The 11,400-nt window shown below is 42.9% G+C and carries 8 protein-coding genes and 2 pseudogenes; 3 read left to right on the plus strand and 7 right to left on the minus strand.

Annotation, left to right across the window (positions count from 1 at the left end; all coding sequences use genetic code 11):
- Nucleotides 1-24 precede the first annotated feature (24 nt).
- Nucleotides 25-2,400 (minus strand): annotated as a pseudogene (locus D0T60_RS00310) (glycoside hydrolase family 3 C-terminal domain-containing protein); the annotation flags it as partial.
- A gap of 37 nt (nt 2,401-2,437) precedes the next feature.
- Between D0T60_RS00310 and D0T60_RS00315 the strand changes: the two are divergent.
- The 3 genes and pseudogenes from D0T60_RS00315 to D0T60_RS00325 form a co-directional block, all read left to right on the plus strand.
- Nucleotides 2,438-3,061 (plus strand): annotated as a pseudogene (locus D0T60_RS00315) (family 43 glycosylhydrolase); the annotation flags it as partial.
- A gap of 220 nt (nt 3,062-3,281) precedes the next feature.
- Entirely contained in the window at nt 3,282-3,971 is a 690-nt protein-coding gene (locus D0T60_RS00320; RefSeq protein ID WP_163216081.1) for a M15 family metallopeptidase, read from the plus strand.
- A complete protein-coding gene (locus D0T60_RS00325) occupies nt 3,971-5,188 on the plus strand; it encodes a class I SAM-dependent methyltransferase (RefSeq protein WP_163216084.1) in 1,218 nt (405 codons plus the stop codon). The genes D0T60_RS00320 and D0T60_RS00325 overlap by 1 nt, the downstream gene beginning before the upstream one ends.
- Here D0T60_RS00325 and D0T60_RS00330 read toward each other — a convergent pair.
- From D0T60_RS00330 to prfB, 6 genes are all read right to left on the minus strand, one after another.
- Nucleotides 5,146-6,546 carry a C1 family peptidase gene (locus D0T60_RS00330; RefSeq protein ID WP_163216087.1) on the minus strand — a complete coding sequence of 467 codons (1,401 nt, stop codon included), beginning with the start codon at nt 6,544-6,546 and terminating at the stop codon, nt 5,146-5,148. The two genes, D0T60_RS00325 and D0T60_RS00330, sit on opposite strands and share 43 nt — an antisense overlap.
- A gap of 45 nt (nt 6,547-6,591) precedes the next feature.
- On the minus strand, nt 6,592-7,965 hold the full coding sequence (locus tag D0T60_RS00335; RefSeq protein ID WP_163216090.1) for an ATP-binding protein: 1,374 nt from the start codon (nt 7,963-7,965) through the stop codon (nt 6,592-6,594).
- A 125-nt stretch (nt 7,966-8,090) separates the two neighbouring features.
- Nucleotides 8,091-9,392, minus strand: coding sequence for a DUF4010 domain-containing protein (locus D0T60_RS00340; protein WP_163216093.1), 1,302 nt, complete (start codon nt 9,390-9,392; stop codon nt 8,091-8,093).
- Nucleotides 9,393-9,399: 7 nt separating this feature from the next.
- Nucleotides 9,400-9,861 carry a CYTH domain-containing protein gene (locus tag D0T60_RS00345; protein ID WP_163216095.1) on the minus strand — a complete coding sequence of 154 codons (462 nt, stop codon included), beginning with the start codon at nt 9,859-9,861 and terminating at the stop codon, nt 9,400-9,402.
- On the minus strand, nt 9,862-10,002 hold the full coding sequence (locus D0T60_RS18620) for a hypothetical protein (protein ID WP_203558257.1): 141 nt from the start codon (nt 10,000-10,002) through the stop codon (nt 9,862-9,864).
- A gap of 210 nt (nt 10,003-10,212) precedes the next feature.
- Nucleotides 10,213-11,332, minus strand: a protein-coding gene (prfB, locus tag D0T60_RS00350) for a peptide chain release factor 2 (protein WP_163216098.1) whose coding sequence is annotated in 2 segments (ribosomal slippage) — nt 10,213-11,268 and nt 11,270-11,332 — 1,119 coding nt in all. Because the reading frame shifts where the segments join, the coding sequence is not laid out codon by codon here.
- Nucleotides 11,333-11,400: the final 68 nt, after the last annotated feature.

An 11,400-nucleotide genomic window follows, 5' to 3' on the forward strand; every position in this document is an offset into this window, starting at 1 on the left:
GAAAAACTCTACCTATCTAAATAATCAGAATTCTTTTTCAATGCTTCTGTATTTAGTCGTGAAAACAATCTTCTTGATATCAAGATCCTTGTTGACATCGAAAGCAATTGTTTTTGATTGTCCCGGATCCAGTTCGAAATGATGAGCTATATCCTGTTTTTCACCATTTACATACAAGTTGATTTTACCTATGTCATTTATTGATCCTGTATTCTTAACCTCAACTAATATCTTTCTTTTGTTGTATTTCAAATTATCGGCCATGCCTTTATAAGCTAATTCAAAATTGGCTTTATAAGAACGTTCATAATTAATTTTTCCGTTTACCCCTTGGCTTGCTTCAAGAAAACCTACACTGTCTTTAATTCGATCTTTGGGAACATATAAAGGGCTTTGTCCTCCCACCATGATTTTAAATTCACCTGGTTCTACTACCCGATCCATATTGTCGTTGAGTAAGGAAATCTCATAAGGAGTTAGGGTGAAAGAAACAGTTTTTGCTTCTCCCGGTTTCAGGTGAATCCGTTGGAAGTTCTTTAATTCCATCACACGTGTTTTTACGCTGGCATACATATCGGTTACATAAAGCTGAGCAACTTCATCTCCTGCGCGAGTACCGGTATTCTTAACTGTGGCTTGTATTTGGATATTGCCATTGTTCAATACATCGGTTTTCAGGTTGGAATATTCAAAAGTAGTATAGCTCAATCCGTATCCGAAAGAATAAAGAGGTTTGAATTCCATATCTACATATTCATAGCGGCGACCGGATGTTTTGAAATTATAGTAGAACGGAACTTGTCCAACGTGGCGTGGGAAAGTCATAGGTAATCTTCCTGCTGGGTTATAATCTCCAAATAGTACGTTGGCGGTTGCAGTTCCTCCCTCTTGTCCGGGTAACCAATTCACAAGAATGGCTTTACAGTTTTCCGAAGCGAAAGATAAGTTATAAGGACGTCCCGCCTGTAATACTAATACAACAGGCTTTCCGGTAGCACACACCGCTTCTAATAATTCTTGCTGATATCCGGGCAATATTAAAGTGGCAAGATCGTGGTTCTCTCCCGATGTTTGTACATTTTCTTTGCTGGCGCCGTCGCTATTGGAGCAATCTCCTAATACCATCACTACTACATCCGAGCTTTTGGCTGCTTTTATGGCAGCATCCTTGTTGAAATAGTCCTTATTAAAGAACTCGCATCCCTTTTCGTAAACTACGCGTGTGCTTTTTCCGGCTGTTGTTTGAATTCCTTTCAATACAGAAGTAGAGCGTTCTCCTGCTTTTTTCTGCGAGTAGTCACCTACTTGAAGATTATCGGCTCCCGGGCCTATTACGGCAATCGTTCTCGTAGATTTAGATAAAGGAAGTATGTTGTTCTTATTTTCGAGCAATACGATGGACTCTTCTGCTGCTTTACGGGCTACAGCCAGATGTTCGGGGCTTTCCCACCCCGGATATTTTTTCTTCCAATCCAACGGTTTGGAAATACTGTGTTCAAATGAACCGTCTCTGAATAGTGTACTTAATACGCTGCGGCATACATTATCTATATCTTCAATATTCAGTCTGCCTTCTTTAGCGGCTTTAATCACATCCTTATTATTATAGGTGTTTCCGCAGTTGGTTGCAATACCTGCTGCAAGCCCTTGTTCGGCAGCTTCGATCGCATCTTTGGCAGTATAATGCTTTTTGGCAGTCAGGTTTCCTAAAGCGCCGCAGTCACTTACGATGAAACCTCTGAATCCCCATTCTTCTCGCAAAATATTGTAGAGAAGTTCTTTGCTTTTGGCAACAGGCACTCCTTTATAGTCATTGTATGACATCATGATGGATTGGCAATCGTACTTCTTAATCACATCGCGGAAAGGAACCAAATGTATTTCTCGCATTTCGCGTTCCGATAGTCCGATATCATGAGAATCGCGACCTCCCAGGGGCGCACCGTGTATACCAAAATGTTTGGGAGTTGTCCATAAACCTTTAGATTGATATCCTTTGATCCATGCACCTCCTATCAGGCTGACCAATACCGGGTCTTCTCCGTAAGTCTCTTCGCAGCGTCCCCATCTGGGGTCTTGGGCAACATCCAGTACAGGCGACCAGGCTTGTTGCGCATTGGCTGCTTTGGTTTCATCGGCTATCACTTCGCCTACCTTTTCTATCAGTTCTTTATTCCAGGTAGCTCCTAAACCGATGGACTGTGGAAACATGGTGGCACCTTCTCCGTAAGAGAAACCATGAATGGCTTCTACCTTAAATACCGGAGGAATTCCCAAACGAGGCAATCCCGGCATGCCCCAACCTTCGCGGATGATTTCCATTTTATCTTCGGTGGTCATAGCACTCAGGAGGAGTTCTACTCTTTCTTCTACCGGTAAATTCGTATTTAACCAAGGCCTTTGCTGATGGGTATCCGTAGCTTCTTCTTTCTTTTGTACCTATTACTTTTACTTCCCCCATCCCAGCGGAACCGAATGGAACAAAACCTGGAAAGTAGGAATAGCCACCAGCAAGAAACCTGCCAGTGACTTTACTGTGCAAGGCTATCTGAATTTAGGAGAAGACAATTATGCCATGATTGATCCTTGTGTATTTGTGGATGATGACGGACAAGCCTACTTCTATTATGGCGGTGGCGGCAGATGTGCCGGAGCCAAATTAAAAAAGAATATGATAGAATTGGCAGAACCTCTCACTTTTATGGAAAGCTTAAAAGACTTCCATGAGGCTACCTGGGTATTTAAAAGAAACGGAATTTATTACCTCACTTACTCTGATAACCATAGGGAAGGGGATAAAGGAGCCAATCGTATGAATTATGCTACTTCTAAAAGTCCGTTGGGACCGTGGAAATATCAGGGTGTTTACTTAGATCCTACCGGCTGTGATACCAGTCATGGATCGGTTGTTGAGTACAAAGGACAATGGTATGCTTTCTATCATAATTCAGTTTTATCGGGTAGAGGAAATTTAAGATCTATTTGTGTGGATAAGTTATATTTTAATCCGGATGGAACTATACAGAAGGTGATTCAGACAGGGAAACTTTATTCGAAGTAATCTTTTTTATCCACTCTTTTGCTTATCATTGCTACATAGAATAAAGGTTTGAAGAAATCACGACAAAAAGCAAATGAGATAGATGGTTTTAATAAATGCCTATATCATACAGTAATAATTCTCCTTTTCATACCCTTTATTCCTCTTTTATTCTGTAATTTAGCACCAGATTTAGAAGAGTAAATGAAAAATAAGGAAATCAATTCCCTAATCTTTACGTATGCGTATCATCATAGCCCTATTAACTTTGTTTAGTTCTGTATGTTTTGCGCAGAACACATATATAAAACCCGTCAAACCGAAAAGCGACACTGCTCTTCGGTTTGATTCGTTGGGATTGGTAAATGTGGCCGAATTGGACAGTACCATCGCCATACAACTTATATATGCCACAGCCAACAACTTCACCGGCGAGGTTTTGTACGATGACTTAACAGAAGCCTACCTGCACCCCGATGCGGCAGAGGCCCTTGTTGCTGCCCAACGTTTTCTGAAAGAACAATACCCGGCTTTCAACCTGGTGATTTATGATGCCACACGCCCCATGAGCGCCCAACGCAAGATGTGGAATCTGGTAAAAGGAACATCCAAAAGCATCTATGTATCTAACCCGGCACGTGGCGGAGGGCTTCACAACTACGGTTTGGCGGTAGATGTCAGTATACTCGATTCGCTGGGGCTGCCATTGCCAATGGGTACCGAATTCGACCATTTGGGCTACGAATCGCATATTACCCAAGAAGATGTGTTGGTACGAAACAAGATAATTACCCCGGAAGAGAAAAAGAACAGAGAGCTTCTGCGCCGGGTAATGAGAAAAGCCGGATACCGCGCACTGAACAGCGAATGGTGGCACTTCAACAAGTATAGCCGCGATGAAGCCAAAAAACGTTTTAAAGTGATTGACTGATGATTGCTATTTCTCCCGAAACCCGACGCTTCATCTGCGAACATGCCCATGAGGATGTTCGCCTGCTGGCACTCCAAGCCAGGAAATATCCCGAAGTAGATATGCCGATGGCCATCACCCAGATAGCAGGCAAGCAAACAATGGCGCAAAAAGTACCCTCGTGGCATGGGATAGAAGGGTTGCTTTATCCGGTTCACCTCTCGTTAGAGCAGTGTTCGTCGGAAATTAGTGCACGCTATAAATCCACGCTTGTGCAAGGGCACTCTTTGGCAGACCTTACCGGGGGCTTTGGTATCGATTGCGCATTCTTATCTGTACACTTCAAAGAGGTTTCTTATATCGAAAGGCAAGAGCAGCTATGCGATATAGCCGGACATAACTTTCCGCTTCTGGGCCTCAACCACATCCGTGTATATAATAAAGATAGTGTAGATTACCTCAAGCAGATGCCGGTGGTAGATTACATCTTTATAGACCCTGCACGCCGCAATGAACATGGTGGTAAAACCATTGCCGTATCGGATTGCGAGCCGGATGTAGCTGCCTTGGAAGAGCTTTTATTGGAGAAAGCACACACAGTGATGATTAAGCTTTCGCCCATGCTCGATCTCTCATTGGCCTTACAAAGTCTGCCCCATACTGCCGAAGTACATATTGTTTCCGTGCAAAACGAATGCAAAGAATTGCTGCTGATAGTGCGGAGAGATAAAGTAGACAACGTGCCGATTCATTGCATCAACTTCGTCCACAACGAGATGCAGAAGTTTAGTTTTTCGCAACACAATGAATCGACAGCGCCATGCACTTATACCAACGAAGTAGGTATTTACTTATATGAGCCTAATGCTTCTCTGTTAAAGGCAGGAGCCTTCAAGAGTATTGCTTCGGCTTATGAGTTGAAGAAGTTGCATCCCAACAGTCATCTTTATACATCGGACACACTCCAGGAAAACTTCCCCGGCAGATGCTTCGAAGTAACAGGTTGCTTCTCATTAAAAGACAAGACCCTGAAAGAGGGGATAACGAAAGCCAATATAGCTACACGTAACTTTCCTCTATCCCCTGCCGAAATCCGCAAACGCCTGAAACTGGGAGATGGCGGAGATTGCTACCTGTTCGGTACCACACTGGCGGAGGGAAAGAAGGTAGTGGTGAGGGGGAGGAAAGTCACAATTTACTCCTCATTCGCAAACATCGGGTCCCAAGCCGGTAGCTGAGTAGGTTTCTGTTTGAGTACGCTCTTCACTTTTTCGGTGATATACTTCTTGTCTACTACTAAGCGGAACATATATTCATTAAACCATTCGTCGGTCATGATAAGGTGACCATTGTTAGCTCCCGGACCCCAACTGTTTTCTACCATCCACTTTTTAGGCTTTCCATTGGCGTCGAGGTCAACAGCCATTAGAGTCATGGCATGAGAGGAGCCGCTGGCAAAGGTTTGAATGCGTTGTTTTTTATCCATGCCGAAGGTGGTTCCTAACAGCGATTCGTAATCGTAGTTGTTCAAGTCGAGCAGACCTCTTTCACCATCGTAGAACTTACCTACATCACAAGAGAAATACATCATAGTGCTGTCTTTGATGGAAGCAATGGCCATTGCTTTGATATCTTCTATCGGCAGATTAACGTATGTCCAGTTCTTTCCGTCATAGCGGTGACGGTCGAAATCAATCTCATATAATTTATAGAACTCACGCGCAGGGTCGTTCATCAGCATTACATAGTCATTAGCTATATCTCCGCCAACAAATTCTTTGAAGAAGCTTTGAGGAGTGTACTCCTTAGTTTCTACCGGCTTACCTTTAGCATCTTTGCGTGTCCATGTAAATGATGTGGGAGGTTCGCCAAGGTTGAGTACCAAGATACGGTAAATGGTAGACAGCATTTCTGTTTTGCTCTTTTCCAAAGCGGCTGTTTTGGCTCCTTTGGCAGCTTCGTCGCGCAATTGCAAGGCATACTCTTTCAGTTTGAGGCTTAGGAGGTTAGACATACGGGCTGTGTTTTCGCTGCTGGTAGTTTCTACCATTACGTCGGCAGGAACAACACCATATTTGGTTAGGATATCAAATACTCCCGTAAATTGTCCGCCATCGCCCAGCGCATTTTTAAACAGCCATTCTACTTTCCGGTCGTCCAGCGGTTTATCTTTGGTGTCGATGATTCCTTGTAGGAAGAGGTTTGATTTCTCCAACTGATCCCAGAAAGAAGAGTAATTTACCGAGAACTTAAAATCACCCATGTTATACTTAGCAATTGCTTTGGCACGGAATACGTTCAACCCGGTAAACAACCAACAACGGCCGGAAGATTTCTGGTCGGTAATACCTTTGCTTGGCACTTTGTGAGAGAAGTAAGTATCCGCATTATTCTTATTATCGGCATTGGTGGCCAATTTGTTAATAGTAGTGCCGCTGAGAGCATTACGGATGGCTTTATCGGCCGGAGTTTCTTTATACGATTCTTTAATTTGTTTCAGCATACCGGGAGTGATTCCTCCATTGGCTTGTTGCGCCCACATTGTGGTGGTCATAGCAGAAGATAAGAGAACTGCCCAAAGAGTTTTTTGTTTCATTTAGAAATAAGTATTTAATAGTTAGTGATACAAAGGTAGTGATTTTTATAGAAAAGAATGCATCATCGAAATTGCATATAACGGGCAGATACATACATGACGAACAGCACCATTGGCTTCATTATCAATATAATCAAAAGCACCAAAATTCTCTAATGAGCATCGAATGCCTTTCATGAGCTTCTTTTCACGCATAAACAACCATAAACTTTTCATTCCACCTTGTGTCCCTGCCTTTACTTCTACAGGTACCACACTCTGCTTATGGCTTGTAAGATAGTCTATTTCAGCTTGCGAATTTTTGGCTTGGCGTAGCCAATAGAACAGATCATGACGAATATTCGGACTCTGATAACGTAGTATCTCAAGGCCGGCTATCTGTTCAGCCATTGGACCTTTGTTTACTAAATCTGCAGCATTGGCTGTGAGAATGTGTGTCGTGATTTGTGTGACATCACCAATTGTCATATTAAGCAAGCGAAGCATCAAACCGGTATCAATGAGTAAAATCTTCCGGTAAGAATTGTCAGCCTCACCACCAAGAGGAAGTCCATTTGCACCAGTGTGTGTGACAGGAATGAGAATGCCTGCAAGTATCAGCATTTCAAGAGCCTTTTTCACCTCGTCAGTCTTATATCCTCCACCAACTTGAGAATAGACAAATTTCTTTGTTGCCTGAACTGCGGCACTACGCATTGTCAAACGAAGAACTGTAGGATCAACCCTTTTCTTGTATTTGGGGAAATCATCTTCATAACTTACAATAATATCATCCTGTACTTCCTGACACTGTAGAAAATCATGTGTATCAACCCATTTGCTTACAACTTCAGGCATACCTCCAATAAGCATATAAGTACGAAGTAAATCCACTAATTTGTTATGGAGGGGTTCTGGTATTGGCACGTCAGGTGAAGCCTGATTGCGAGCTTCCATGAGTAAATGTTCACCATTAGCCTCAAGAAATTCATCAAATGTCATAGGAGACATAAACATGGAATGAATGCGTCCTACGCCGAAAGTAGGTAACTCTTCTAATGCAAACTCTAAGAGTGAACCTGCAGCAATAACATGAAGGTCGGGCATATCTTCCTTAAAGAAACGAAGTGACATGATCGCTTCAGGGCATGCCTGTATCTCATCGAGAAACAGGAGTGTTTTGCCTGCCTTAATGAACTTACCACACATTGCAGCCATTTGAGGAATTATCCGTGTAACCTCAAGATTCCCTTGAAATAAGGTTTTGTACTCTGGTTGTTTCTCGAAGTTTACCTCTACATAACTTTCAAACTGCTCACTAAGGTGACGTACTGCAGTTGACTTTCCTACTTGGCGTGCACCACGTAGCAAAACAGGCTTATGAGTATCGCGTGACGCCCACTCTGATAAATAATTGTCGATAATTCTTGCGTAATACATCCTAAGTCATTTATGTACCAAAGCTATGCAAAAATAATTATCCAAACAAATAATCAGTCTAAAATCGGGAAAATCCAAAGGAATAAATTAAACTAAAGCGAACAAACCACCCCTTTCCCCCTACCTTACATCAGGAAATAGAAGAAAAGCAGCAATACAAAATTCAGAGCAATAACTGCTCCAAAGCCACCGAACAGCCACTTTCTGAGCTCCTTCCGTTTACCGGAAAAGAAGAAAGCATACCCCAGATTCACCAGAATGCTGCTAATGATGGCCTGCATAACCCCTGCGGCTATGATGGCTACAGTAACCGTTTCTGTGCTTTGCAGCAAGTTCAATATAAAAGGAGTCGTATCGCTAAGGCCGGCCAGAAAAGACAGTAAAGTTAACCCACCCGTTCCGGCATATTCAATAGTATAATGCGTAACTACGGTGAACACCACAAAGAGGCCGGCAAAGATTAAGGCCACTTTAAACTCCAGCGGGTTGCTATTATCTTCCTCTGCCGGTGCTTCGCTCTTGTCCTTATGTTTGTCGGGCTGACGAATATGAATAAACAGAGCCACCAATGCACTGGCTAAAGACATAATCAACAGGAAAGGGTAGATAGTAGCAAGTACCTCTTTGCTAAAGATAGATATCAGGATCAGAAAACGTATAAACATTACGCTGACGGCGGCAAGCATAGCAGCCACATAATCGGGCAGTTCACCGGGACGTGCGGTTTTACATTTACGGGCAAGCACCGAAATGGTAGCCGTACTGCTATACATTCCTCCAATGATACCGGACACTAATACGCCGGACTCATGAAAAACGTAGCGTTTCAGCAGATAAGATAAGTAAGAGATTCCCGAAACCACTACCGTTGTCAACCAAATGGTGTACGGCGTCAGATTAATCTCCGGAATTATGTTCTCTTTGGGAACCATCGGGAGAATGATGCCACTGATAGCCAAGAACTTAGCCAGCGTCACCATCTCATCGTTCTGCATACGCTGGGCTATCTCGGTGAAGGTGTGTTTCAGCTCGGTGAGCAATAAAACTACCACCACAATGGTGAGGTAAAACCACGAGGGTTGTGTCATTACGATAGGTGCCAGACAGTACGTGATAAGTGCAATAATAATGGTAGTAACCCCGAACACATGAAACTGCGCCTGCTTTACATAATAGTTAATGCCCAACAGGATGCCCAATATCAATCCGCCACCCATGAAGAGTTTCATACTTTGCGGATCGAGTATATATAAAATGTATCCCAGAATACCGATGAAAGTAAATGTACGATCGGTGCCAAAGAGCGTCGTTTCTCCTTCTCTCTTCAGGCTGATGCGCCGCTGTGAGAGTCCTATAAATAAAGAGAAAAGTGTCACTAAAAGAAATGACACCAACTCTTGAGGCAAATATTCGTATATTTTATCCATCAGTTAATTACCATTTTGTGAAGGGATGTTTCATTAATTGCGAGTTGTAATACCGCACATCTCCCGTAACTTCTTCGCCAATGAAGTGAGGCTTCACATATTCCTCCTCTTCAAAGTTGAGTTCTACTTCGGCCATAACCAAGCCTTGATTCTCGCCATAGAACTCGTCTACCTCGAACGTATGCTTGCCGCTGCGCACCAGATAACGGGTTTTATCGATCACACCCGGTTCGCATAGCTTCATCAGGTCTTCGGCATCGGGCAAGGATATTTCTTTTTCCCATTCGTAGCGAGTGGTTCCTGCTTCGTTGGAGGCTCCTTTTATGGTTAGGTATCCTTTATCACCGGCTATGCGCACACGAACCGTTCGTCCCCGGGCAGAACTTATATAGCCTTGGGTGATTCTTATTTGTTTATAAGCTTGTGATTTAAACTCGCCTGTTACAAGAAACTTCCGTTCTATCTCCATTTATTTATTAAGCAGTGAAAAGCCAATCATCATTAAAAGGCCCAATATGATTAATGATACAAAAAGTATCTTTATCACCTTTTGTCCTTGAGCTTCTTCGTTCTTTTTGCTTCCTTTTTTCTTTTTATTATTCTTTCCCATGATCAGATTGTATTAGTTTTATAAGTGTTATGAACTGGTTGTTCATGAATTACCCAAAAATAGGAAGAAAAATAATGAGGTGCAAGGATTGCAGTATAAAAAAGATTTAATATCTCACCACAAAGTACACAGAGGACACAGAGGATAAGTTGCGATGCCGCAGGAAAATTAAAACCTCTGTGCCCTCTGTGTACTCTGTGGTGAAACACTTTATTCGTTTTCTGCCCCTGCAAACTCCATCAGATATGCCTTAACAAACCCATCGATCTTTCCGTCCATTACCCCATTCACATCAGATGTTTGGTAGTTGGTACGATGGTCTTTCACACGACGGTCGTCAAACACATAGCTGCGTATTTGCGATCCCCACTCAATTTTTTGTTTGTTGGCTTCTATCTTCCGTTGTTCTGCCAGTCTCTTCTGCAACTCCATGTCATAGAGTTGAGAGCGAAGCAAACGCATGGCATTTTCGCGGTTATCTAATTGAGAACGGGTTTCGGTATTCTCGATAAGAATTTCTTTCTCTTCTCCGGTATCAGGGTCTTTGTATTTATAACGAAGACGAACACCGGTTTCCACCTTATTTACGTTCTGACCTCCGGCACCACCCGAACGGAATAAATCCCAGGTAATAGCCGCCGGATTGATTTGTACCTCAATCGTATCATCTACCAAAGGAGTAACAAATACCGATGCAAACGAAGTCATTCGTTTTCCCTGCGCATTGTAAGGAGATACACGTACCAAACGATGTACCCCATTCTCGCCTTTCAGATATCCATAGGCATAATCACCTTCTACCTGAATGGTACAGGTTTTGATACCTGCTTCGTCACCTTCCTGAAGGTTGGTTACTGTTCCTTTGTAGCCGTTGTCTTCTATCCAGCGCAGATACATACGCATCAGCATAGATGCCCAGTCCTGGCTTTCGGTTCCACCGGCTCCCGAGTTGATTTTAAGTACACAGCCCAGTTGGTCGGCTTCTTCGCGAAGCATATTTTTAAGTTCGAGGTTCTCCACTGTTTCCAGTGCAAGAGCATAAGCTTGGTCTACCTCTTCCTCGGTCACCAATTCGTCCTTACAGAAATCGAAAGCCAACTCCAGCTCATCAGCCATAGTCTTTACTTCTGTATAGCCCTCAATCCATTTTTGGAGTCCTTTTACTAACTTCATTTGTGCTTCGGCTTTCTTTTGGTCGTCCCAAAATCCCGGAGCTTGTGTTCTTAATTGTTCTTCTTCGACTTGAATTTTCTTCCCGTCGATGTCAAAGATACCTCCTCAGCGCATCTACGCGCTCTTTCACGTCTTTAAGTTGTTCTATTGTAATCATATCATTTAAAAATTTGTGCAAACTTATAGAAAATATGTGGTTGCATAAACTCTTTAATCAGTTATTTT

Source organism: Bacteroides sp. 224 (assembly GCF_010500995.1).
GTDB lineage: Bacteria > Bacteroidota > Bacteroidia > Bacteroidales > Bacteroidaceae > Bacteroides.

What these genes read in the sequence shown, in the direction of transcription:
- D0T60_RS00320 (WP_163216081.1), top strand. Translation starts at nt 3,282, where the DNA reads ATGCGTATCATCATAGCCCTATTAACTTTGTTTAGTTCTGTATGTTTT.
- D0T60_RS00325 (WP_163216084.1), top strand. Translation starts at nt 3,971, where the DNA reads ATGATTGCTATTTCTCCCGAAACCCGACGCTTCATCTGCGAACATGCC.
- D0T60_RS00330 (WP_163216087.1), bottom strand. Translation starts at nt 6,546, where the DNA reads ATGAAACAAAAAACTCTTTGGGCAGTTCTCTTATCTTCTGCTATGACC.
- D0T60_RS00335 (WP_163216090.1), bottom strand. Translation starts at nt 7,965, where the DNA reads ATGTATTACGCAAGAATTATCGACAATTATTTATCAGAGTGGGCGTCA.
- D0T60_RS00340 (WP_163216093.1), bottom strand. Translation starts at nt 9,392, where the DNA reads ATGGATAAAATATACGAATATTTGCCTCAAGAGTTGGTGTCATTTCTT.
- D0T60_RS00345 (WP_163216095.1), bottom strand. Translation starts at nt 9,861, where the DNA reads ATGGAGATAGAACGGAAGTTTCTTGTAACAGGCGAGTTTAAATCACAA.
- D0T60_RS18620 (WP_203558257.1), bottom strand. Translation starts at nt 10,002, where the DNA reads ATGGGAAAGAATAATAAAAAGAAAAAAGGAAGCAAAAAGAACGAAGAA.